Consider the following 22,600-nt stretch of genomic DNA (forward strand, 5'->3'; position numbering starts at 1 on the left):
CATCGGCGGGCGGATTCCTTCCTGTGGCGACTGCTCGACCTTCACGGCAACACAGGCGCGGCGAGGCTGTCCACGGCGGACAGGTCAGGTCTAGTGCGGTGCCTAGAGGACTCAGGAGGTCCAGGTGACGGGCAGGGCGTGGACCCCGTAGTGCAACATGTCGTCGCGCAACGGGACCTGCTCCTGCGGGACCGCGAGCCGAAGCGCCGGGAAGCGCGTGAAGAGCGCCTCGAACCCCACCTGCATCGTGAAGCGGGCCAGGTGCTGGCCGATGCACTGGTGCACGCCGTGGCCGAACGCGACGTGGCCCTGGGTCACCCGGCCGATGTCGAGCCGGTCGGGGTCCGGGAAGCGCTCGGGGTCGCGGTTCGCCGCCGGCAGCGCGACGACCACCGTCTCGCCCGCGCGGATCACCTGCTCCCCCAGCTCGACGTCTTCCAGCGCCGCCCGGCTCGCCCCGAGGTGCGAGACCGTCAGGTACCGCAACAGCTCTTCCACGGCGTTGGGCCACAACGCCGGGCCGGCTTGCAGCCGCTCGAGCTGGTCCCGGTGTTCGAACAGCGCGAAAGTGCCCAGCGCCAGCATGTTCGTCGTCGTGTCGAACCCGCCGCCGACGAGGGCCCAGGCCAGGTTCACCAGCTCCGGCCGGGCCAGTTCGCCGGTGCGGGCCAGCTCGCCGAGCATGTCGTCACCGGGGTCGTCGAACGCCGCGTCGGCGAGCCGTTCGAGGGTGCCGCCGACGACCGTGATCGCGGCGATCAGCTCTTCCAGGGAGTACCGCATCCGGGCCACGACGTTGAGGTGGTGCAGCAGTTCTTCGCGGTCGGCCTCGGGCACGCCGACCAGTTCGCACATCAGCCGGGTGGCCAGCGGCTCGGCGTACGCGGTGACCAGTTCGGCTTCCGTTCCCCGCGAAGCCATCGCGTCGAGCAGTTCGCCGGCGATCCGCTCCGCGGCGGGGACGAGCTCCCGGGTGCGCCGCACGGTGAAGTACTTCGCGATCAGCTTCCGGTACCGCGCGTGGTCCGCGCCGTCCATCTTCGGGAACGCGCCGGGCGCGGCCGGTTCGGGCGCGTAGGTGTCCATCGGGAACGGCGGCGGCACGGCGAGCGCGACGAGGTCGTTGCGGTGGCTGAAGCGGGCGTCGGCCAGCACGGCGCGGACGTCGGACAGCTTGGTCACCAGCCAGCCGGTGGCCGGGCCGGGGCTGACGTCGAACGCGAGCGGGCTGATCCCCGGCCTGCCCCGGTACTCGTCGGGCGGGTCGAACGGGCAGCTCCGCTTGACGGGCAACGGCGACGGCTCGGTCACTTCCGGCTCCCTCCGGCCGGGTGCACGGCGGCGACCCTGGCCTCGATCTCGTCGGCGGCGCGGGCCGCCCCGCCGGCGGCGTGCACCTCGCGCCGCATGAGCTGGACGCGCCGGCGCACGGCGTCGTCCCGGTCGACGGCGAGCACGGCGTCCCGGATCCGCTCGGCCGTCACGGTCTCCTTGTCCAGCGAGGAACCCAGGCCGAGGCGCCGGATCTGCCGGGCGTTGATGTGCTGTTCCGGGTGGTGCGGCACGGCGATCACCGGGACGCCGAAGGACAGCGCTTCCATCAGGCTGCCCATCCCGCCCTGGCACAGGAACACCGAGCAGTGCGGCAGGACGTCGCCGTGCGCGACCCAGCGGTGCGCCTCCACATGGGACGGCAGCGGCCCCAGACTCGCCGGGTCCCCGCGCTTGCCGAGGGTGAGCACCACGTGCCACGGCACGTCCGCGAACGCTTCGGCGCAGGTGCGGAAGAACTCCGGCCGGTCGTTGACGGTGGTGCCCAGGGTGATCAGCACGACCGGGCGCCCGTCGGAGGGCGGCTGCCACGACGACGCGGCCGGGCCGGCCGACGGGCCCACGAAGGCGAACCGCTCGTCGAAGGTTTCCCCGGCCGGCTGGAACGCCCGCGGCAGGAACACCAGCGTGAACTCGTCGCCGCCGGTGAAGAACTCCTCCAGCGTCAACGCGCCGAGGCCGTGCGCGGCCAGGTGCTCGCCCAGCCGCGTGACGAACCGGGCGATCGCCGGGTGCGCCGGGTCGACCGCCTCGCCGAAGGCCTGGTTCTCCTGGGTGAGCGAGAAGTGCTCGTTGGACGCCACCGTGGCCGAGAGCTGCACCGCCGGCAGCCCGTGCTTGCGAGCCAGCAGCCGCCCCGGCGCCCACAACGTCGTGTCGTAGACGAGGAGGTCCGGCGCGCACCGGCCGAAGACGCGTTCCACGGCGGGCAGCACGGCCATGCTCTGCTCGAGCAGGTGCAGTGGTGCTTTGGCGGCCTCGTCGGCGTCGGTGATGTCGGGCTGCGCGGTGGACAGGTCGCAGGCGTAGGCCGCGGCCCGGGCACCGAGCGCGACGACCCGGTCCGCGAACTCGTCGGAGGTGAAGCAGGTGACCCGGTGACCGCGGCGGACGAGCTCGGCGACCACCGGCAGCGCCGGGGTCATGTGCCCGTAGGCCGGGTACGGCAGGAAAGCGATGTCCCGCGCTTCGGTCATGACCAGCTCCTACGCGACGGGAAGGGGTTCCGCGCCCCGGCGCCGGTAACGCTCGATCAGCGAAAGCGCGGGCGAGGTGGCGACGGTGGTCACCAGCGTCATGACGACCAGCATCGCGAACAGCGTCGGGCTGATCACCTTGAGGTCCAGGCCGATGTTCAGCACGGCCAGCTCGGTGAGCCCCCGGCAGTTCATCAACGCGCCCAGCGACCACGAGTCGCGCCGGCCGATCCCGGACAACCGCGCGGCGACCAGGCTGCCACCCCACTTGCCGAGCATCGCGACGACGACGATCAACGCCGTCCAGAGCCACAGCGACGGGTCGGAGCCGATCAGGTCGAACTTCGTGCGGAGTCCGGTGTAGACGAAGAACAGCGGCAGCAGCAGCGTGACCGTCAGCGCGTGCATCTGTTCGGTGGCCTGGCGGATCGGCAACGAACCGCGCGGCGTCACGGCGCCGAAGAGGAAGGCGCCGAAGATCGGGTGGATGCCGATGGCGTTGGTGGCCAGCGCGGACAGCAGCAGCCCGGCCAGCAGCACGGACACCACCGCCGTGGTCGGCAGCGCCTTCTGCCCCTGCTCCGTCGGCGCGAACAGCCGGCGCAGCAGCGGACGCACGACGAACAGCATGAACGCGAAGAACGCGATCGTGAGCCCCACCGTCACCAGCGTCGTGGCCATGGAGGTCGCACTCGCGATGGCGACCACGAGCGCCAGCAGGCACCACGCCGTGATGTCGTCGACGGCGGCGCAGCTGAGCGCGAGCGCGGCGATCGGCAGTTTCGTCATCTTGCGGTCGGTGATGATCCGGGCCAGCACGGGGAACGCGGTGATGCTCATCGAAATCGCGAGGAACAACGCGAACGGCAGCCGGGCGACCCCGGCGCCGAGCGACGGGTGCAGCACGAACGCGAGCAGCACGCCGGAGAGGAACGGGATCGCGACGCTGACGTGGCTCACCAGCACCGCGGCCTTGCTGCGGCGGCGGACCAGCTCGACGTCGAGCTCGTAGCCCACCAGGAACATGAAGATCACGAGCCCGATCTGGGCGAGCGTGTTGATCGTCGAGGCCAGGAAGTCGGGGAAGATCCAATGGTAGGCCGCCGGCCACACCCAGCCGAGGAACGACGGCCCCAGCAGGATGCCGGCGAAGATCTCCCCGATCACCGCGGGCTGCGCCAGCCGCCGCGCGCCCGCCGAAAGCAGCCGGCAGGCCAGGAAGATCACCGGCAGGGCGAACAGCAGCTTGGCCACCGGGTCCGCCGCGCCGCCGGTGTGGCCGGCCGGCGCGTGGCCGTCCCCGCCCCCGGTGCGCAGCAGGAAGAAGGCGGCCACGACCGGGAGGACCACCATGGCGAGGTAGGAGATCCACGTCCGGTTCCCGCTCTTCGGGACGGTGGCCTCGGGGGTTTCGGGGGTCCGCTCGTCGAGCGATGACATAACTGGCCTTCTCCGATCAGCCGGGCCGGGTGCGCCCCAATGTGGCGTTCGGTGCGTCAGGCACACCGAACGCCACATTGGGTGCGTGGGACGCAACCAACGCCACATTGGGGCGCTAGAACAGGGCCAGTGCCGAAGAAGAGGCCTTGAGGCTGCCGAGGTGCCCGTGCCACAGGTGCGTGGGGTCGGCCTCGACGGCGGCGACGTACTCCTTCATCGCGGTCAGGGCCGCCGGCTCCTCGGCGTCGTAGACGTCGCCCTGGAGCATCTGGATGACGTCCTTGCGGTACCGGTCGTCATCGATGAACGCGGTGAACAGGACGTTCAGCCGGTAGTACATCGAGATGAAGTCGTACCAGATGTTGACCCCCTTGCGGAGGGTGTTGACGTAGTTGTCGAACCGCTCCCGCCGGAAGTCGCCGGCCTGGTGCGCGGCGATGACGTCCTTGGCCGCCAGGCGGGCGCTGTTCATCGCGACGCTGACGCCGCTGGAGAAGATCGGGTCGACGAAGCGGGCGGCGTCGCCGATGAGCACCAGCGAGTCGCCGGCGATCTGCTTCATGCCGTAGCTGTAGTCGCCCTCGGTCTTGAACTTCCGCACGCGCTTGGCGTTCTTGAGCGCGTCCAGCATCTCCGGCCGGGTGCCGACGGAGTTCCAGAAGAAGCCCTCGAGGTCGTCCTTGTGCTCCTTGAACTTCTCCTTCTGGGTGACGACGCCGATCGAGGTGATGGACTCGGTGATCGGGATCTGCCACACCCAGGTGTTCTCCTGCGGCAGGAAGTGCACGTGGATGTAGTCGGCGTCCTCGGGACGGCGCGCCAGCGACGCGCGGTCGAGGCCCTCGAACCAGGTGTGCACCGCGTACTGGTTGAACACCTTGTCCGGCACCTTGACCTTGAGCTGCTGGCCCAGCAGGGTCTGGCGGCCGGACGCGTCGAGCACGACGCGGACGGCGACCTCGATCGGCTGCTCGCCGATCTTGGCCTGCAGCACCGGCCGGTCGCGGTCGGTGAAGTCGACGCGGTTGACGCGGACGCCCTGGTAGACCTTGGCGCCGAGCTCCTCGGAGTGCTTGAGCAGCAGCGAGTCGAACTGGCCGCGGTCGACGTGCCAGGCGTAGACGCGGTCGACGCCGTCCTGGTCACGCTCCTCGTAAGCGATTTCCGCGACCCCGAGGCCGTGCGAGCCGGCGTCGAAGTCCAGCGTGCTCGTCGGGCGGGTGTCCGAAGACGTCCACGCGGCGCCGTACTTGCGGGGGAAGCCGGCCGCCTCGACCTTGCCGATGACCCCGATGTCGTGCATCACGGGGATGACCGCGGGGACGAGGGACTCGCCGACGTGCTCGCGAGGGAACGTTTCGCCCTCGAAGACCACCACCGAAAGGCCGGCCTTCGCCAGGTAGGACGCCGCCGTGGAACCGGCCGGGCCACCGCCGATGATGCCGACATCGTAGTCGTAAGACACAGGTTCTCCGTTCAAGATCCGAAAAGGGGTCAGGCGACCGGCGCGCGCAGCGAGATCACCAGGTCGGCGATGCTTTCGATGTCCTTGAAGTGGCGGGCCACCATCTCCGTCGGGGGAACCCGCACGGAGAACTCCTCACGGAGATAGGCGACCAGCCGGGTGGTTTCGATCGAGTTGAGCAGGCCCCAGTCCAGCAACGGCGTGGTCGTGGTCAGTTCCCCCACGTCCTTGCCGTCCAGCAGGTGCTTCTCGACGAACTCAACGAGCTTTCGCGTGATGTCCACGCGCTCGTCGTCTGCCATGGTTTCTTCCTCCAGTGACGGCACAGCTCCACGCACAGGGTTGTGCTCGGAATTCGGAAAAAAGATCAGTCGGTTCCCGCGTCGTGCGTGGCCTTGTTGCGCGAGCCACGGCGGGGGCGCTCCAGGCGCTCGGTCTCGGCGTTGATGTGCTTGCGCGGGGCGAAGGCGACGTACCGGCCGCCGGACATCTTGGCCTTGAAGTTCTTCATCCAGCCGTGGTGCCCGAAGTTGCCGTGCTTGTCGAAGCCGACCAGCGAGATGCCGCTGCGGTCGTAGTGGCCGCCGACGAGCAGGCACCACTGCCGGAAGTCGGGGTACTCGTTGGTGAGGTGGCGGTAGGTGAGCACGAACGCGAGGTACCGGCGGAAGTCCATCCCGTCGAGGCCCTCTTCTTCGTAGACGCGGGAAATGGCCTGCGTGCTCTGGCCGAGCATTTCCGGGATCGGCGAGGCCGAGCAGACGAGCCAGTGCGACTCGTCGGTCATCGGGCTCTTGATCATGTTCTGCTCGACTTCCCAGCGGAAGTTCGTGTTGAGCTTGCCGGTCTCGATCATCTGCGCCTCGGAGATCTCCTGGGGCACGTAGATGAGCATTTCGTTGGTGGACTCGAGCTCATCGATCTCGGCCTGCGTGAACGGGCATGGCTTCACCGCGATTTCAGTGGTTCCATAGACTCCGTAAACCATGTCTTCGAGGTTCTCGGGCATGCGCATGGGCAACCGTCCTGAATTCCGTTTTTCGCGTGACTGAGTGTCGTCGATTTGTTTCTAGCACGAAGCCGTCTGGGGAAACCCTCAGAATTGGCGGTGCCTGCTCAGTAGAATTGCGACTTCTCCGTGGAGTCCATCAGCGCGACGGTGTTGCTGGACGGGTTGACGACCGTGCTGACGAGGTCGAAGTAGCCGGTGCCGACCTCGCGCTGGTGGCGCGTCGCGGTGTAGCCGGCGGCCTCGGCGGCGAACTCGCGCTCCTGGAGCTCGACGTAGGCCGTCATGCCTTCGTCGGCGTAACCGCGCGCCAGGGCGAACATCGAATGGTTCAGAGAGTGGAAACCGGCGAGGGTGATGAACTGGAACTTGTAGCCCATGTGCCCCAGCTCGCGCTGGAACTTCGCGATCGTCGCGTCGTCGAGGTGCTGCTTCCAGTTGAACGACGGCGAGCAGTTGTAGGCCAGCAGCTGGTCGGGGTACTCGGCCTTGATCGCCTCGGCGAACCGGCGCGCGACCTCGAGGTCCGGCTTGGACGTCTCCATCCACAGCAGGTCGGCGTACGGCGCGTAGGCGAGGCCGCGGGCGATGCACGGCTCGATGCCGCCGCGCACGCGGTGGTAGCCCTCGGGGGTGCGCTCGCCGGTCAGGAACGGCTTGTCGCGGTCGTCGACGTCGCTGGTGATGAGGTTCGCGGCCTGGGCGTCGGTGCGGGCGATGACGAGGCTGGGGACGTCGCTGACGTCGGCGGCCAGGCGCGCGGCCTGCAGCGTGCGGACGTGCTGGGAGGTCGGGATGAGCACCTTGCCGCCGAGGTGGCCGCACTTCTTCTCCGCGGCCAGCTGGTCTTCCCAGTGCACGCCGGCGGCGCCGCCGGCGATCATGCCCTTCATCAGCTCGAAGGCGTTGAGCACGCCGCCGAAGCCGGCTTCGGCGTCCGCGACGATCGGCGCCAGCCAGTGCGGGGCGTCCTTTTCGTCCTCGGCCCAGCTGATCTGGTCGGCGCGCAGCAGCGCGTTGTTGATCCGGCGCACGACCTGCGGGACGGAGTTGGCCGGGTAGAGGCTCTGATCCGGGTAGGTGTGGCCGGAGAGATTCGCGTCGGCGGCGACCTGCCAGCCGGACAGGTAGATGGCCTTGAGGCCGGCGCGGACCTGCTGCACGGCCTGGTTGCCGGTCAGCGCGCCCAGCGAGTGGACGTAGTCCTCGGTGTGCAGGAGACTCCAGAGCCGCTCGGCGCCCAGCCGGGCGAGCGTGTGCTCTTCGGTCACGCTGCCGCGCAGCCGCAGGACGTCTTCGGCGCTGTAGTCCCGGCGGACTCCGCGCCATCGGGGGTCCTCGGCCCAGGACCGGGCCAGTTCGGCCGCCGCGGCTTCGCGGGGCGGCGCTGCGGTGACGGTCATGTCGTTCTCCTGACGTACGACGACGCGCGGCTTCGGGGACGAGACCATTTAGCACCGCGAAACCCCCGCCCGGCGTCACCCCGGAGCCAGGACGAAGCATTCCCCTAGTTCTTGCCGCGGCGGCTCCTCCGGCCTCCCGACCGGGGCCGATACTCGGTTCGCGAGCCACGGTGCGAACGGAAGGCGTTTGATGGCGAAGGATCTGCGGACATTCCTGGCCGAGCTGGAGCCTGACCAGATCAAGGTCGTGCGCAAGCCGGTCGACCCCGAGTTCGAGGTCACCGCGCTGGTCGACCGCATGGAGGACGACCCCGCGTACCCCGGCTTCCCGGCGGTGCTGTGCGAAAACGTCGGCGGGTCCGAGATCCCGCTGCTGATCAACCTGCACGGCACCTACGAGCGGCTCGCGCGCAGCATCGGCTCCGACGTGCACTCGATGGTGCCCGAATACGCGCTGCGCGAGGGGTCCGGGATCAAGCCGGTCACCGTGGACACCGCCGCCACCGCCCCGGTGCAGGAGGTCGTGCTCACCGGCGACGACATCGACGTCGGCCTGCTGCCGCTGCTCAAGCACCAGGAGCTGGACGCGGGCAAGTACATCACCTCGGCGGTGACCATCTGCCGCGACCCGGACAGCGGCAAGATCAACGCGGGCATCTTCCGGCACCAGCAGCAGGGCCGCGACCAGGTGGGCATCCAGGTCAACCCGGCCCACCACACGGCTTACGTGCTGCGCAAGCTGCGGGAGCAGAAGAAGCCGATGGAGGTGGCGCTGGTCATCGGCCACCACCCGGCGCTGCTGATGGGCGCGGTGTCCAAACTGGAGGGGATCGGCGGCGAGCTCGACGTCGTGGGCGGCCTGCTCGGCGAACCGCTGGAGATGGTGCCCTGCAAGACGGTCGGCCTCGAGGTGCCCGCGCGCGCGGAGATCGTCATCGAGGGCGTGATCGACACCGACCCGGACGCGACGGCCGTCGAAGGCCCGTTCGGCGAGTACCCGCGGTTCTACACCCGCACCGGGCCGCAGCCGTACGTGAAGATCACCGCGATCACCATGCGCCGCAAGCCCATCTTCGTCGACGTGTTCAACGCGCACACCGAGCACAGCATGCTGGGCGGCCTCCCCCGGATGGGCAGCATCTACCGCCGGGTCAAGGAAGCGGTACCCACGGTGACCGGCGTGCACCTGCCGCTGTCGGGCATGGCGCGGTCGCACCTGTACCTGTCGATGAGCAAGCGCGTGGAGGGCGAGCCGAAGCTCGCGGCGTGCGCGGCGCTGGCGGTGGACCCGTTGCTGAAGCACGTGTTCGTGGTCGACGACGACGTCGACGTGGTCAACGAGGTCGAGACGCTCTGGTGCCTGGCGACGCGCTTCCAGGCCGACCGCGACCTGACGATCATGCCGGGCTTCCTCGGCGGCCAGCTCAACCCGGTGACCTACGGGCACAACCGGGAGGAGAAGGGCCCGATGGAGACCAAGCTGATCTTCGACTGCACGAAGCCGGTGCCGCCGGCGGTGTTCCCGCCCTCGTGCCGGGTACCGCCGGAGGTGGTGGCGCGGGTGGACCACCGCGGACTGCTGGAGGACGGGGACGCGCTGGCGTCCTATCTGGACTGAAGGTCGCCCTCACCGGCGTCGAGACCGGTGGGGGCGATCTTCCACCACCTACGACGAAGGCCCCCTCCGGCGGAGGGGGCCTTCGTCGTGATGCCGGTCAGTGGGCCGACGGACCGTGCCAGCGCTCGACCAGCTCGTCCGGCGGCTTGATCCCCAGCAGGTCGCACAGCCGGCCGACCTGGTGGTCCACCATGTCACCCAGCGACTTAGGCCGTCCGTAGAACGCCGGCATCAGCGGCGCCAGAATCCCGCCCATCTCCGTAACCTGAGTCATCGCACGCAGATGCCCCAGGTGCAACGGCGTCTCGCGCAAAGCGACCACCAGCTTCCGCCGCTCCTTCAACGTCACGTCAGCCGCCCGCACCAGAAGACTGTCGTTCTGCGACCAGGCGATCGCCCCGAGACTCCGGACGGAACACGGCAGCACGATCATCGCGTCGATCGGGAACGAACCGCTCGAGATCGGCGCCGCGATGTCGCCCGGCCGGTAAGTGAAATCCGCGAGGGCCGAGACGTCCGAAGGCTTCCAGTCCGTCTCGAACGCGATCGTCTGGCGCGCCGCCGGGGTCACCACCAGGTGCGTCTCGACCTCGGGCATGCCCTTCAGGATCTCCAGCAGGCGGATCCCGTAGACGGCCCCGCTGGAGCCGGACATCCCGACCACCAGCCGGAACGGCTCAGTCATGCTTCGCCCGCCTCCGCTCGGCCTGCTGCTCCTTCACGACGTCGACCGGGCTGCGCCGGGCCTCCTCCTCGACCATCCGCCGCCACTCGGTCAGCGAGACGTCGGGGCGGTACAGGCGCTCCGGCGGGGCGTCGGTGACCTCCACCATCAGGCGGTCCTCGTCGTTGAACATGCCGTGGAACACCCAGCGGGCCCACGTCCAGTAATAGAGCCAGAACCTGCGATTGCGCCACTTGCCCTGGTTCATCACGGCGAGCTGGACGTACGTGTGGTTCTCCGCCGTCGCCGCGACCCACCACTCGAAGTGCGACCACTCCGCGTACTGCACCCGCAGCGTGCCCGGCAGCCGCAGCGACACCTTGGTCTTGTTGCCCTCGCGCCGGCGGTACCACTTCTTCTTCGGGAAGTCGCCGAGGCCGGGGAACGAGGCGCTGTAGTGCATCTTGTCCTTGCGGCGGGTGATCCACGGCCCGTCGCGGATGACCTTCATCTCGCTCCACACCGGCATCTTGACCCGCTTGGTCCACAACGCGTTGCGGTGCAGCCATTTCGCGTGGCCGTCGTCGAAGCCGTTCTCCGCGCCGAAGCGCCAGTTGCCGTCGCGCACGGTGATGCGGCCGACGACGACCGCGTCCGGGTCGAGCAGCTCCTCCGGGACGTCGTCGGCGAACGGGCGGGCCGGGCCGTCGCCCAGCCACACCCAGACCAGGCCGCGGGCCTCCTCCACCGGGTACGTGCGCACGGTGACCTTGCCGCAGATCGGCGACTCCGGGCCGTCGGTGATGGCCGCGACCAGGACGCCGGTTTCCAGGTCGAACGTCCAGCCGTGGTAGCAGCAGCTCCACGTGCCGGGGAACTCCTGCGAAGACATCTTGTGGCTCAGCGGGACCCCGCGGTGCGGGCACCGGTCGTGCAGCGCGCGGACCTTGCCGCCGTCGCGGATCAGCATGATCTTCTCGCCGAGCACCTGGACCGCCCGGGGCTTCTTGCCGATCTTGCGCGACCACGCCACCGGGTACCAGTACTCGCGGAAGCCGAGTGCCGCCTTCTCGTAGCGCGGCCAGGTCGACCAGTCCCGGCGGCCGGGGCCGCCGACGTTCGCCTGCCGCCGCGCCGGGCGGGCCTGTTCGTCGTCGACGGGGGGCATGACCTCGGTCATCAGTTGTCTCCTCGACTGCTCGCGGGAGGCTCACGCAGTTCGGCGCGCTGCCGGGTGGTCACGTCCACCACGACGCCGACCAGCAGGTCGACCAGCCGGCGCATGGCGGGCAGGTCCGCGACACCCATGGAAAACCCTTCGAACGGCCCGGGTTCGGCGGCCATCGGCAGGCCGATCCGCGCCGTCGGGATGCCGTGGCGGCGCAGCACGCCGCCGTCGGACAGCCCGCTGCCCGGCTTGCCCGGCACGTGCGGCCGGCCCTCGACTTCTTCCCAGGCCCGCACCAGCCGGGTGACGACCGGGCTGTCGGCCGGGGTGGCCGAACCCGCCTGGCCGGCCACCAGCTCGACCTCGATCCCGACGGCCGGCTCCGACGCCCGCAGCTCGGCGACGATCGCCTCGAACTGGCCGGCCACGTCGTTGACCGTGGTGCGCGGGTTGACCCGCAGGTCGACCCAGAACTCGCAGGTCGCCGGGTTGAACGCCGGTTTGGTCCCGTCGCCGGCCCGGATCGCGGTCACCGCGCCCTGCGGCGCCACCTGGCCCGAGGAGTTGCGCGCGGTGTACTCGGCGAACCAGCTCTCCAGCCGGCCGATCATCCGCGCGCCGGCGAGGATCGCGTTGTTGTAGTGCCCCTTGTGCCGGCTGCCGGTGTAGCCGACCGAACCGCGCACCACGACGCGGAAGATCACGAACCCGACCTCCTCGTGCACCACCGAATAGCCCGGCTTGAGCACGATCGCGAGGTCGGAGGAGCACTGGCCGTGGTCCAGCAGGAACTGGGTGCCGACGCCCATGCCCGAGTTGCGCCGCGAGGACAGCTCCCCGGCCAGCACCGGCATGCTGCCGCCGACGAGCGCGACCACCAGCTGCCCGTCCATCGGCACGCCGGAGCGGTGCACGGCGAGCGCGGCGGCCAGCGCGCAGCTGGCGAACGCCTTGGGGTTCTCCGCACCGAGCCCGACGACCTTGTCGCCGTAGCGCTGCGCGGGCAGCGAGAAGTCGTCGCGGGGCCGTTCGCCGAGCCACGGCGCGTCCTCCGGGCCCGGCGCGAACGCGGTGTCGAGCGGCGCCAGCAGGAGCAGCTGCGCACCCGTGCGGCCGGTGCCGACGCGGGTGACGAGGTTGGCCTGGCGCTCGTCGATCGCCTGGACGCGGCTGTCGGTCCCGGCCGAGGTCATCACGTCGCGGAAGTACTCGGCCAGCTCGCGCTCGCACCCGGTCGGGCTCGGGATGTCGGTGGCCGCCTGGCACAGCAGCGCCAGCTCTTCCTCGTCGACCGCGGCGCGGGCCGCCTTGACCCATTCCCGCTGCCAGCCGGACAGTTGCGTGATGTCCGGGTCGATCGGATCGGGGGTCATGAGGTCTTGATCTCGGTGCCGGTCACGTGGTGGTGCCCCCACAGGCTGGTCGGCCCGGCCAGCTGCCGCGTCGACCAGTCGGCGGTGTCCACGTCCAGGCCGTCCCAGCCGTACTCGATCTCCCAGCCCGAGGGCGTTTCGAGGTAGAACGACACGGCCCGGTCGTTGGTGTGCCTGCCCAGCGTGCGGGTCACGATGCGGCGGTCGTAGGCGACGTCGATGGTCGAGCCGACGTCGTCGAGCGTCGTCGTCTCCAGCATGATGTGCCGCAGGCCGGGCTCGTCGGTCTCCACCAGCGCGATGGAGTGGTGACGCGGGTTGCAGTGCAGGAACGCGATGAAGCCCTTGAACGTGTCGCTGACGCCGAAGCCGAGCGTGTCCACCAGGAACGCCAGCGTCTCGGCGTAGTTGGTGACGCCGACGACGGCGTGGCCCATCCCGTGCTCGCCGGTCCGGTAGCCGGCCAGCGGCCGGGTCAGGCGCAGCGGCCGGAAGTCGGCCTCCTGCCCGTAGAACAGCTCGTGGCGCAGCCCGGAGGGGTCCTCGAGCCAGGCCATGCCCGCGACGCGCCGGTCGGCGCACTCGGCGGCGGTCGCCCGGGTCACCGCGACGCCGGCCGCGGTCAGTTCGTGCTCGAGCGCGGCGAGGTCGGCGGCGCTCGCCACCTCCCAGCCCAGCCAGGACAGCGCTTCGCGCTCGCCGCGGCGCACGTCGAAGCGGTAGGCCCGTTCGTCCATGCGCAGCAGCAGGCGCTCGTCGTCCACCCACTGGCCGGGCAAGCCCAGGACGTCCGCGGCGAACGTCTCCCAGGCCGGAACCTCCTTGGTGGACAGTCCGACGTAGGCGAGACTGCGGATGCGCATGGGGTTCGTCCTCCTGCTGGTCACTCCGCACGGCCCAGGAAGTCGAGGACCACGCGGTCGTGTTCCTCGGGCTGCTCCCACTGCGGCCAGTGCGCGGCGTCGGCGACACAGTGGAAGGCCGCGCCCGGGATGAGTTTCGCGATCCGGCGGCCCACGTCGGGCCCGCTGCCGGGGTTGTGGTCCGACCACAGCACCAGCGTCGGCACGCTCACCGTCGCCAGCCGGTCCTCGGAGATCCTCCGATTCGGCCCGGAGCCGAACCCGAAGGAGTTCTCGAACACCGTGCGCAGCGCGGCGTTGCCCGCCGGCTCGGCGTAGATCCGGCGGCGGACCTCGACCAGCTCGTCGGTGACCCGGCCGGGGGTGGCCATCAGCCACTCCAGCCGGGTGCGGATGGTCTCCGGGGTCGGGTTCTCGATCGCGGCCAGCGACCGGGCGCGCAGAGCCTCGCGCCCTTCGGCGGGCCGTTCGTCGACCGAGCCCGGCGCCCACTTGATGCCGGCGGTGGTGTTGAGCACCAGCTTCCCGACGCGGTCGGGGTGCTCCAGCGCGAGCGTCAGCGCGACCCAGCCGCCGAGCGACTCGCCTTCGAGGTGCGCGCGCTCGATGCCCTGGGAGTCCAGCAGGTCGAGCACCTGCCCGACGTAGGTGCCGACGGCGTCGTGGGTGAACTCGGGCTTGCCGGAGAAGCCGTGCCACAGCAGGTCCATCGCCATCGTGCGGTAGTGCCGGCCGAGCCGGGTCACGTTGCGCGCGTAGGCCTCGGCGTGCCCGCCGACGCCGTGCAGCAGCACCAGGGCCTCGCCGTCCCCGGCCTCGATGACGCGCGTCCGGTGCTTCTCGCCGAGGACGTGGGTCTGGCTGCCGAGCAGCTCGGTCCAGATGGTCACCTCGGGCACTCCCAACGGTTCGGCGGGCCCGACCCGGGACCGGTGCTACTGGTGTTCGTGGCAGGGGCGGCAGGACTCGAACCTGCAACCGTCGGTGTTGGAAACCGCTGCTCTGGCCAATTGAGAGCTACACCCCTTCGCACCGCTTTCCCGGTGCGAGATCATTATGCGGCGAATTTTTTGGGGAACTTGCTAGTGCTGCGGGCCGAAACGGTCCGGGGTGAAGACGTCGACCAGCGCGTCGGGCTCCCCGTCGACGATGCGGGCGGCGAGCGCCTTGCCGAACAACGGCGCCAAGGTGACTCCCGCGCTCGCGACGGCCTCGTAGTAACCCGGCACCGCCGACAACGGGCCGACGCTCGGCAGTTCGTCACGGGCGCAGCGCGCGTCCACGACGCTCGCCGTGCGCACGGTGGCCGTGCCGAGCAGCGGGACGACCTTCGCCGCCCGGTCCAGGAGGTCCTTCACGAACTCCGGGTCCGGCGCGCCCGAGCGCGGGGGCAGTCCGCGGTCGACGCGGTCCGAGCGCAGGACGACCCGGCCGGGGCCGTCCGGGCGGATGCTGACCTCGGGTGCGCGCAGGATGTACGGCAGCGGGTCGCCGTCGACGAGCAGGTGCGCGATCAGGCTGCGCCGCGGCGGGCCGAGGAACGGGCGGGCACCGGCCAGCGCGCCGAGCTCGTCCGCGGCCGAGCCGGTGGCGTTGACCACCACGTCGGCTTCGATCCGGCGGCCGTCCGCGAGGCCGACGCCGCCCGACACCGAAGTGACCTCGGCGTTCAGCTCCAGCGTGGCCCCGTGGGAGATCGCCTGGTCGAGAAGGTGCCGGGTGAAGGCGACGGCATCGATCCAGCCCTCGGTGGGCAGGAAGGCGACCGGTCCCGACGCGGGAAAGACGACCGACGGGTCCTGCGCGGCGTACCGCTCGACCGGGCAGCCCCACTCTTCGAGCTGGGCGAGGTAGCCGGTGAACGACTCGTCGTCGGTCCACGCGACCGTCCCCGTGCGGTGCCACCAGGGCGCGGTGTCCCCGGCCAGCGCCGCGTGCTCGGCGATGCCCGCCTGGTTCAGCTCGAAGTACGCCTTCGGGAAACGCCGGTACGCCGTGGCGGTGGCGAACCCGACCTCCGTGGTGCCCGATGCGGGCCGGTCCGCGCGGTCGACGCAGTGGACGCGGGCGCCGCGCCGGGCGAGGTGGTAGGCCACCGAGGCGCCGATGACCCCGGCGCCGACGACGACCACCTTCGGCGCCGCCATCAGTAGAGACCTTCCGGTGCGGCCTGGCTCACCTGCAGCGGGCGCACGTTGTACACGCCGTCCACCGGCCACTCGCCCTTCGTGTCGTAGCGGGTCGCCTCGTCGCGCTCCATCAGGTTGGGCAGGAACAGGTCCTCGTGCAGCACGGTCAGCTTCAGCTGCCCCGACTGTCCCTTGTCGACGGTCTTCCGGAAGTCCTCCGGGTCCACCACGGACATCGTCACCTGCGGGTACGTCGGCGCGTAGGGCAGGATCGCGCCGCCGTCCTCGGGGTGCAAGCTCACCGCGTTGCCGAAGGTGTTGCCGTAGCCCGACCGCACGAGGCCGCCGTCGAGCGCCTGGACGAAGTCCTGGTACATCCGCGGGCTCATGTGCGTGCCGCCGAGGCGGACGCCGTCGAGCGCCGCGACCAGCTCCGGGTGCCGCGCGATCAGCTTCTGCAGCAGCGCGGGCGTGGTGTTGAGGTAGTGGACGTGCTGGGAGCGCAGGCAGTCGACGATCTGGCCGAGCACGTGCTCGGTGTACTCGCCCAGCTCCTTCATCTTGCCGGCGCGGATGAGCTGCTTGATCCACCGCGGGTCCATGTCGATGCCGTACACGAGCCCGGCCAGCTGTTCGGACAGCTCGATCGCGCCGTTGCCGATCTGGTGCGGTCCGCTCGGCGTCGCCTGCAGCCAGGTGCGGCCCGCCTGGTAGCCGTCGAAGAGGTACGACCAGCGCCGCCACTCGACGCGGTGCGTCATCATGTCTTCGGTGTAGAACACGCGCACGGGGTCGCCGGTCGTGCCGCCGGACTCCCAGACGCGCCCGATCAGCGGCCGCGGCACGGTGCGCGGCACCAGGTCACCGGGGTCCATGCCGCGCAGGTCGCCCGGCGGGAACGGGCCGAACTCGGCGAGCTGGTCGTAGCGGGTGATGTCCATCGGGTCGAACGCCAGCTCGGTCGCCCGCTTCAGCCAGTACGGGCTGCCGAGCTCCGGGTTGAAGTGCCGCCGCACCACGTGCCGCGTCCACGCGTCGAGGTCGAGGGACAACCAGTGGTCGGTCAGGCTGGCACGTTCGTGCGTGCGGGTGCTCACGGTTTCTCCTTGCTTCAGGCGCTGGGGGCGACGAGGTCGACCGCGTAGTCGTAGATCGCCGTCATGGCTTCGGTGACGTGGTACGGCTCGGTGATCCGCACCACGGGGAACGGGAAGTCGAGCACGCCGGCGGGCAGCGTCGGGCCGAGGACGAAGGCGAGCCGGACGCCCTGCTCCTTCATCCCGGCGCACACGTGCGGCAGGCTCATGGTGGTGGTCTTGTTGCGCTGGAATAGATCCCGGACCTCCTCCGCCGTCGTCAGCGTGCGCTCCTCGAGGAACGAGCACACCGGGATGCGCGGGTCGGTCACCGCCATCGCCCGCACGGTGGGAGCCATGAAGTCGGTCGCGTACTGGCGCAGCGGGGAGTGCACGGCGAACGGCTGGCCGTCGATGACGCTGATCATGCCGGGCGGGCTCTGCGCGACGAGCTTGTCCAGGGCCTCGGCGGTGCCGCTGAGCATGAGCAGCCGGGCGGTGCCGTTCGCGAGCACGCCGAAGTCGCCGCCGAGGTACACCCCGGGCCGCCGCTCGCCGTAGTAGAACGTCGGGTCCTCGGTCACCGGGAGGAAGGCGATGGCCGCGCCCTGCGCCGGCGGCGCCGGGTCGGGAACCGGCGTCTTGGCCTCGCGCACCAGCAGGTCGAACAGGGTGCGGCGGTCCACCGCGCCCGCGATCGCGCTCGCGATCAGGCCGCCGAGGCTGATGCCGCCGGCGACGCCCGGGTGGATGTCGGACTCGGCGAGCACGTCGTGGATGCCGAACGCCAGCGCGGCCAGCCGGATGCCGGCGAGGCTGAAGCGGTCGTGGTCGCCCCGGGGCTCGAACTCGCCGCGCAGCAGGGCGCGCGGTTCGATGCCGGTCCAGTCGCGCACCTGCTCGTAGGAGCGGCGCATGGCCGGGTACGCCTCGTAGAGCTTCGCGCCGTGTTCCGGGTCGGGATCGGAGATGTTCGCGCCGAACAGATATCCCAGAGTCACCGAATTCTCCTGACGAACGGTTGCGAAGCGGCTGCCGCGACGCTACGCACGCCTTCAGGCGCGGAACCGGGCTAGCATGGGGTCTCTAGGCAAAACCTCAGCTCCGGGCGCGGGACTCCTTAAGAGTTCCCCCAGGGTTGGCCTGGTAGGGCGGCTGTCGCGGGCGAGGCAAGGGGAAAAAGCTGGCAGCCGGCCCATCCAGGCTCGTCACCCTATTCGCCGGAGGTATCAGAACGTGGAGTATGGCGTCTCGCTGTTGCCGGACTGCGACCCGGAGACCACGACCGCCTCGCAGTACTTCCAGGATGTGCTGCAGGTCAGTGTGCTCGCCGATCAGCTCGGCCTGAACTACGTCAAGATGACCGAGCACTACCTGCGCTCCTACGGCGGATATTCTCCCAGCCCGCTGGCCTTCCTGTCGGCCGTGGCCGCGCGCACGCAGTCGATCCGCCTGATGACCGGCGGCATCCAGGCCTCGTTCCACCACCCCATCCAGATCGCCGCGCACGCCGCGCAGGTCGACGTGATGAGCGGCGGCCGCCTGGACGTCGGGTTCGCGCGGGCCTTCCTGCCCTACGAGTTCGAGGCCTTCGGCGTCGACATGGACACCAGCCGCGAGCGGTTCCTGTCGACCATCGAGGCGGTCGTGCGGCTGTGGAACGAAAAGGACGTCACCGAGGACACGCCGTTCTTCAAGTACGAGAACGCGAACTCGCTGCCGGCGCCGGTGCAGCAGCCCGGCCCGCCGGTGTGGGTGGCCGCGCTGGCGACCCCGGCGAGCTTCGACTGGACCGGCCGCAAGGGCTTCAACCTGCTCATCAGCTCGACCCAGCTGAACGAGATGGCCCGCAAGCGCGAATACGTCGAGCTGTACCGCAGCGCGTTCATGGAGGAGCACGGCGACTCCGGCCGCAAGCCGAAGTTCGCGGTGAGCATCCCGCTGCTGATCGCCGACACCGACGAAGAGGCCCGCGACCTGGCCGTGCCGTTCATGGTGAAGTCGTTCAACGCCTTCAAGGAGGCGATCCTGTCCTGGCACAACGTCGAGTCGCCCGCGTACGAGGGCTACACGGCGATGGCACGGCAGATGGCCAGCTTCGACCTGGAGACCGACGGGCTGGAGGCCAAGGCCGTCGTCGGCTCGCCCGACACGGTGCTGGGCCGGATCGAAGAGGTCCGCGACGTGCTGGGCCCGGACGTGATCCTGTGGAACCTCGACTTCGGCGGCCAGTCGTACGAGACGATGTCCCGCACGCTGAACCTGTTCGCGGACAAGGTGATGCCCGCGCTCGGCTGACTCCACCCGCTCCCAGGGTGCAAGCGAAAGGACCCGGTGGCCGCGCGGCCACCGGGTCCTTTCGCGCGCGGAGTGCGTCAGCCGCTGAAGCCGAGGCCACCCTGGGCGGCGATCATCGTCAGCCGGATGCCGCGCAGGGCCTTCTCCAGCCCCGGCGCCACCTCGCCGACGCGGTCGGTCAGCTCCTCGATGCGGTCCTTGTACTCGCCCTTGCTCTCCTTGCGCGTGACGACGCTCGGCACCGTCCCGGCGGCGGCGAGCGCGACGAGCGCGGCGTCGTCCGCACCGACCTGGGAAGCCGGGGTCGAACCGTGCAGCACCTCGACGGCGTGCTCCTGCAGCGCCTTGGCCAGCGCGGGGTCGGTGGCCGTCACGTGGGTCTTCGGCACGACGCCCAGGACCTTCTTCTCCTGGACCGTCAGCAGCTTCTGCGCCACGAGCTGCTCCTCGATCGCGTCGAGGGTCTCCTTGTAGTCGTGCCGCAGCCACGACTTCCAGCTGCGCTTCTCGTTGCCGATCTGCGCCAGCACGCGGTCGAGCACCGGGTCGCCGGTCGGGTCCGGCTTGACCAGCACGGCGTCCCCGTCCTCGTCGGCGACGTTGCCGCGCAGCGCCAGCTCGGTGAGCACGCCGGCGCGGGTCAGGAACGCGGTGCGGGTGCGGTCGTAGAGGTCTTCCTTCTCCAGGTCGTAGGCCAGCAGGTAGGCGCGGTAGTGGACGGCGGTCGGCGTCTCGGTCATGTCGGTCACCCGTTTCTGAGTCGTTCGTCGGTACGAGCCGGGATCCCCGCGTCCGGCCGGGTTCTCCCCCTGGCGGACGCGCTCCGTGGCGTGTCACCCGATCTTCGCGGACCGGACCCCGGCCGAAAAACGGCCAAAGGTTGACAGCCGGTGACGGAAGGTTGTCGGCTCACAACCTTAGTTGTTCCGGCATGCGGAGCAACGGGGCTTAGCAGTCTCCCCAGACGTCGGCCGATCGGGTGGACTCGCCCCCGGTCCGGCCGTTAAGAGAAAGAGGCCACTCTCTTTTCCCGTCACCACTATCCGCAATGGACGGCTCATGACCGCTCGAAGTGTCAGGCGTGGGGCGCTGTTCCTCTCCCTCCTCGGCCTGCTCGCCCCCGCGGTGCCCGCCGGCGCCGCACCGCAGGCGGTTCCGGCCGCATCCACCCTCCAGCAGGTCGTGCCGGCCCCGGTGTCGGTGACGCCGGACCCGGCCGTCCGCTACCTGCTCAACCCGGCGACGGTGGTGTTCACCTCCGGGGGCACCGACGCCCGCCAGGTCGGCGACTACCTCGCCGGGCTGCTTCGCCCGGCGACCCGGTTCCGGGTCCCCGTCATCCCCGCTCCCGCCCTCCCCGGCGTCCCGAAGGCGCTGCCCGGGATCTCGCTGCTGCTCGGCGGCGCCGACCCCCGGGTCGGGGCCGAGGGCTACACGCTCGACAGCACGGCGTCCGGGGTGACCATCCGGGCCGCGAAGCCCGCGGGGCTGTTCAACGGCGTGCAGACGCTGCGCCAGCTCCTGCCCGCCTCGCTCAGCGGGACGCTCACGGTGCCCGGCGGCCACATCCTCGACTACCCGCGGTACCCCTACCGCGGCGCGATGCTCGACGTGGCGCGGCACTTCCTGCCGGTGGCCGACGTGAAGAAGTACCTCGACGACATCGCGCTGTACAAGGTCAACAACCTGCACCTGCACCTCACCGACGACCAGGGCTGGCGGCTGCAGATCACCGGCTGGCCGAACCTGACCGCCAAGGGCGCGAGCACCGGCTCCGGCGGCGGGGCCGGCGGTTTCTACACCCAGGCCCAGTACCGCGACATCGTCGCCTACGCGCAGAGCAGGCACATCACGGTCGTGCCGGAGATCGACATGCCGTCGCACTTCGGCGCGGCGCTGTCGTCGTACGCCGAGCTCAACTGCGACGGCGTCGCCGGGCCGGTCTACACCGGCCTCACGCCCGCGCCGCGGTCGGACCTGTGCGTCGACAAGCCGATCACGTACAAGTTCATCGGTGACGTGCTCGGCCAGCTCGCGGCGCTGACCCCGGGCGGCTACCTCGACGTCGGCGGCGACGAGATCCAGGACCTCGACGACGCGCAGTACACGGCGTTCATGGCGAAGATCGCGCCGATGGTGGCCAAGGCCGGCAAGAAGCTGCTGGGCTGGGCGGAGATGCTCACCGCGACGCCGCCGCAGGGCGCGACCGGCGAGTTCTGGATCTACGACGGCACCCAGAACGAGGTCGGCGAAGCCAGCCAAAAGGGCGCGAAGCTGATCATGGCGCCGTGCGTCTACACCTACCTCGACATGAAGTACGTCCCCGGCGTCCCGGCCGACATCGGCCTCGAGTGGGCGGGCGACATCAGCGTCCAGGCCGCGTACGGCTGGGACCCGACCGCGGTGGTGCCCGGCGCGCTGAACTCGAACATCGACGGCGTCGAGGCTCCCTTGTGGACGGATACCGTGCGCAGCTTCGACGACGTCCGCTACCTGGCCTTCCCCCGGCTGCCGGCGATCGCCGAGATCGGCTGGTCGCCGCAGGCGAGCCACGACTGGACGTCGTTCGCGTCCCGGCTGGCCGCGCAGGGCCCGCGCTGGCGGGCGCTCGGCGTGAAGTACTACGCGGCCCCGGAAATCCCGTGGCCGAAGAACTGACCCGGCGGGAGAAGCCGACGATGGCGAACAAGGACGGGCAGATCTGGGAGGCCTACTGGACGGACCTCCCGGACCGGACGGGCGCGGCCTTCTGGGACTGCGAGCCCGCCGACGGCGCGGCCGCGCACGCGGAGCTGTTCAAGGCGCACTTCGACCCGGCGCTCCCGCTGGTCGACCTGGGCTGCGGCAACGGGACCCAGACGAAATACCTGGCCGGGCTGTACGACCGGGTCGTCGGCGTCGACATCGCGGAAGCGGCCCTGCACCGCGCGCGGGTGGAGAACGCCGCGGACAACGCGTCCTACGAGCTGCTCGACGTGCTCGACGACGCGGCGGTGGCGGCGTTCCGCGAGCGGTACGGCGACGTGAACGTCTACCTGTCCGGCGTGATCCACCAGCTGCCGGTCGAGAAGCGGGTGGCGTGCACGCGGAACCTGGCCGTGCTGGCCGGGGACCGCGGGTGCGTGTTCAACCAGGAGCTGACGCCGGCGAGCTACACGTACATGCAGCAGCTGATCGCGGATCCGGCCAACGACCTGCCCAAGCTGGAGCGCGTGTCGATCTATTTCGGCATCGGCCTCCAGCCGGCGGCGGGCGAGGCGGAACTGGAGACGGTGTACGAGGTGGGCGGCTTCACCATCCTGGACGGCGGCGAGCTCCTGCTGCGCACGACGGAGACCCTGGCGGACGGCGCGGGCCTGAACCTGCCGACCCACTACGTCATCGCACGCCGCTCCTGACCGCACGCAAGGGGGGCGGTCCCGAAGTCGGGACCGCCCCTTCGGCACGTTCAGGGCCGGTGCCGGGGGAGTGGAGGGATCGGTCCTGGGGGTCAGAGTCCGCGAGGGGCCATTCCATGTACTAGAGAGGGGAAAGGCAGTGGGAAGGCGAAAGGGGGGGGCGGGCGG

20 protein-coding genes and 1 tRNA gene are annotated in these 22,600 nt (G+C 70.3%); 4 read left to right on the forward strand and 17 right to left on the reverse strand.

Annotated elements, in window-relative coordinates; translation table 11 throughout:
• Positions 1–111 precede the first annotated feature (111 nt).
• The 7 genes from ACZ4TR_RS16250 to aceA form a co-directional block, all read right to left on the reverse strand.
• Positions 112–1,311, reverse strand: coding sequence for a cytochrome P450 (locus ACZ4TR_RS16250; RefSeq protein ID WP_465287766.1), 1,200 nt, complete (start codon positions 1,309–1,311; stop codon positions 112–114).
• The gene (locus ACZ4TR_RS16255) at positions 1,308–2,528 is read right to left on the reverse strand and encodes a macrolide family glycosyltransferase (protein WP_465287767.1); all 1,221 of its coding nucleotides are present in this window, start codon (positions 2,526–2,528) and stop codon (positions 1,308–1,310) included. Before ACZ4TR_RS16255 ends, ACZ4TR_RS16250 begins: the two co-directional genes overlap by 4 nt.
• Before the next feature lie 9 nt (positions 2,529–2,537).
• Positions 2,538–3,968, reverse strand: a complete 1,431-nt coding sequence (locus ACZ4TR_RS16260) for a cation:proton antiporter domain-containing protein (protein WP_465287768.1) — start codon at positions 3,966–3,968, stop codon at positions 2,538–2,540.
• Between the two features lie 115 nt (positions 3,969–4,083).
• Entirely contained in the window at positions 4,084–5,433 is a 1,350-nt protein-coding gene (locus ACZ4TR_RS16265; protein ID WP_364527936.1) for an NAD(P)/FAD-dependent oxidoreductase, read from the reverse strand.
• Positions 5,434–5,462: 29 nt separating this feature from the next.
• Positions 5,463–5,735 (reverse strand): acyl carrier protein, encoded by a 273-nt coding sequence (locus ACZ4TR_RS16270; protein WP_364386293.1) that lies wholly within the window; start codon positions 5,733–5,735, stop codon positions 5,463–5,465.
• Positions 5,736–5,800: 65 nt separating this feature from the next.
• Positions 5,801–6,421: a hypothetical protein gene (locus ACZ4TR_RS16275; RefSeq protein WP_364527939.1), complete on the reverse strand. Its 621-nt coding sequence runs from the start codon at positions 6,419–6,421 to the stop codon at positions 5,801–5,803.
• Positions 6,422–6,549: 128 nt separating this feature from the next.
• The gene (gene aceA / locus ACZ4TR_RS16280) at positions 6,550–7,845 is read right to left on the reverse strand and encodes an isocitrate lyase (protein WP_465287769.1); all 1,296 of its coding nucleotides are present in this window, start codon (positions 7,843–7,845) and stop codon (positions 6,550–6,552) included.
• Positions 7,846–8,035: 190 nt separating this feature from the next.
• On the opposite strand from aceA, the gene ACZ4TR_RS16285 reads away from it, so the two are divergent.
• The gene (locus ACZ4TR_RS16285; protein ID WP_465287770.1) at positions 8,036–9,463 is read left to right on the forward strand and encodes a UbiD family decarboxylase; all 1,428 of its coding nucleotides are present in this window, start codon (positions 8,036–8,038) and stop codon (positions 9,461–9,463) included.
• Between the two features lie 97 nt (positions 9,464–9,560).
• Here ACZ4TR_RS16285 and ACZ4TR_RS16290 read toward each other — a convergent pair whose 3' ends face one another.
• The 9 genes from ACZ4TR_RS16290 to ACZ4TR_RS16330 form a co-directional block, all read right to left on the reverse strand.
• Positions 9,561–10,148 (reverse strand): UbiX family flavin prenyltransferase, encoded by a 588-nt coding sequence (locus ACZ4TR_RS16290; RefSeq protein ID WP_465287771.1) that lies wholly within the window; start codon positions 10,146–10,148, stop codon positions 9,561–9,563.
• Positions 10,141–11,307, reverse strand: coding sequence for a Rieske 2Fe-2S domain-containing protein (locus ACZ4TR_RS16295; protein ID WP_465287772.1), 1,167 nt, complete (start codon positions 11,305–11,307; stop codon positions 10,141–10,143). The genes ACZ4TR_RS16290 and ACZ4TR_RS16295 overlap by 8 nt, the downstream gene beginning before the upstream one ends.
• The gene (locus ACZ4TR_RS16300) at positions 11,307–12,668 is read right to left on the reverse strand and encodes a M20 family metallopeptidase (RefSeq protein ID WP_465287773.1); all 1,362 of its coding nucleotides are present in this window, start codon (positions 12,666–12,668) and stop codon (positions 11,307–11,309) included. The genes ACZ4TR_RS16295 and ACZ4TR_RS16300 overlap by 1 nt, the downstream gene beginning before the upstream one ends.
• Complete coding sequence (locus tag ACZ4TR_RS16305; protein WP_465287774.1) at positions 12,665–13,531, reverse strand: VOC family protein; 867 nt, start codon at positions 13,529–13,531, stop codon at positions 12,665–12,667. The genes ACZ4TR_RS16300 and ACZ4TR_RS16305 overlap by 4 nt, the downstream gene beginning before the upstream one ends.
• A gap of 20 nt (positions 13,532–13,551) precedes the next feature.
• Positions 13,552–14,421: an alpha/beta fold hydrolase gene (locus tag ACZ4TR_RS16310; protein WP_465287775.1), complete on the reverse strand. Its 870-nt coding sequence runs from the start codon at positions 14,419–14,421 to the stop codon at positions 13,552–13,554.
• 58 nt (positions 14,422–14,479) lie between these two features.
• Positions 14,480–14,558, reverse strand: a tRNA-Trp gene (locus tag ACZ4TR_RS16315).
• A 55-nt stretch (positions 14,559–14,613) separates the two neighbouring features.
• Positions 14,614–15,678 carry an NAD(P)/FAD-dependent oxidoreductase gene (locus tag ACZ4TR_RS16320; protein WP_465287776.1) on the reverse strand — a complete coding sequence of 355 codons (1,065 nt, stop codon included), beginning with the start codon at positions 15,676–15,678 and terminating at the stop codon, positions 14,614–14,616.
• On the reverse strand, positions 15,678–16,757 hold the full coding sequence (locus ACZ4TR_RS16325; protein ID WP_364527963.1) for a hypothetical protein: 1,080 nt from the start codon (positions 16,755–16,757) through the stop codon (positions 15,678–15,680). The genes ACZ4TR_RS16320 and ACZ4TR_RS16325 overlap by 1 nt, the downstream gene beginning before the upstream one ends.
• A 14-nt stretch (positions 16,758–16,771) precedes the next feature.
• Positions 16,772–17,737: a hypothetical protein gene (locus ACZ4TR_RS16330; protein WP_465287777.1), complete on the reverse strand. Its 966-nt coding sequence runs from the start codon at positions 17,735–17,737 to the stop codon at positions 16,772–16,774.
• A 235-nt stretch (positions 17,738–17,972) separates the two neighbouring features.
• Between ACZ4TR_RS16330 and ACZ4TR_RS16335 the strand changes: the two genes are divergently transcribed.
• Positions 17,973–19,034 carry an LLM class flavin-dependent oxidoreductase gene (locus tag ACZ4TR_RS16335; protein ID WP_465287778.1) on the forward strand — a complete coding sequence of 354 codons (1,062 nt, stop codon included), beginning with the start codon at positions 17,973–17,975 and terminating at the stop codon, positions 19,032–19,034.
• A gap of 77 nt (positions 19,035–19,111) precedes the next feature.
• Here ACZ4TR_RS16335 and ACZ4TR_RS16340 read toward each other — a convergent pair whose 3' ends face one another.
• Positions 19,112–19,774, reverse strand: a complete 663-nt coding sequence (locus ACZ4TR_RS16340; protein ID WP_465287779.1) for a GOLPH3/VPS74 family protein — start codon at positions 19,772–19,774, stop codon at positions 19,112–19,114.
• A 319-nt stretch (positions 19,775–20,093) separates the two neighbouring features.
• Between ACZ4TR_RS16340 and ACZ4TR_RS16345 the strand changes: the two genes are divergently transcribed.
• Entirely contained in the window at positions 20,094–21,692 is a 1,599-nt protein-coding gene (locus ACZ4TR_RS16345) for a beta-N-acetylhexosaminidase (protein ID WP_465287780.1), read from the forward strand.
• A complete protein-coding gene (locus ACZ4TR_RS16350; RefSeq protein WP_465287781.1) occupies positions 21,677–22,432 on the forward strand; it encodes a class I SAM-dependent methyltransferase in 756 nt (251 codons plus the stop codon). Before ACZ4TR_RS16345 ends, ACZ4TR_RS16350 begins: the two co-directional genes overlap by 16 nt.
• The last annotated feature ends 168 nt before the right edge of the window (positions 22,433–22,600 follow it).

Source organism: Amycolatopsis sp. NPDC028719 (assembly GCF_055565395.1).

Excerpts from the sequence above, each read along its gene's own strand:
- ACZ4TR_RS16255 (WP_465287767.1), bottom strand. The coding sequence starts at position 2,528 with ATGACCGAAGCGCGGGACATCGCTTTCCTGCCGTACCCGGCCTACGGG.
- ACZ4TR_RS16260 (WP_465287768.1), bottom strand. The coding sequence starts at position 3,968 with ATGTCATCGCTCGACGAGCGGACCCCCGAAACCCCCGAGGCCACCGTC.
- ACZ4TR_RS16270 (WP_364386293.1), bottom strand. The coding sequence starts at position 5,735 with ATGGCAGACGACGAGCGCGTGGACATCACGCGAAAGCTCGTTGAGTTC.
- ACZ4TR_RS16275 (WP_364527939.1), bottom strand. The coding sequence starts at position 6,421 with ATGGTTTACGGAGTCTATGGAACCACTGAAATCGCGGTGAAGCCATGC.
- aceA (WP_465287769.1), bottom strand. The coding sequence starts at position 7,845 with ATGACCGTCACCGCAGCGCCGCCCCGCGAAGCCGCGGCGGCCGAACTG.
- ACZ4TR_RS16285 (WP_465287770.1), top strand. The coding sequence starts at position 8,036 with ATGGCGAAGGATCTGCGGACATTCCTGGCCGAGCTGGAGCCTGACCAG.
- ACZ4TR_RS16290 (WP_465287771.1), bottom strand. The coding sequence starts at position 10,148 with ATGACTGAGCCGTTCCGGCTGGTGGTCGGGATGTCCGGCTCCAGCGGG.
- ACZ4TR_RS16295 (WP_465287772.1), bottom strand. The coding sequence starts at position 11,307 with ATGACCGAGGTCATGCCCCCCGTCGACGACGAACAGGCCCGCCCGGCG.
- ACZ4TR_RS16300 (WP_465287773.1), bottom strand. The coding sequence starts at position 12,668 with ATGACCCCCGATCCGATCGACCCGGACATCACGCAACTGTCCGGCTGG.
- ACZ4TR_RS16305 (WP_465287774.1), bottom strand. The coding sequence starts at position 13,531 with ATGCGCATCCGCAGTCTCGCCTACGTCGGACTGTCCACCAAGGAGGTT.
- ACZ4TR_RS16320 (WP_465287776.1), bottom strand. The coding sequence starts at position 15,678 with ATGGCGGCGCCGAAGGTGGTCGTCGTCGGCGCCGGGGTCATCGGCGCC.
- ACZ4TR_RS16340 (WP_465287779.1), bottom strand. The coding sequence starts at position 19,774 with ATGACCGAGACGCCGACCGCCGTCCACTACCGCGCCTACCTGCTGGCC.
- ACZ4TR_RS16345 (WP_465287780.1), top strand. The coding sequence starts at position 20,094 with ATGACCGCTCGAAGTGTCAGGCGTGGGGCGCTGTTCCTCTCCCTCCTC.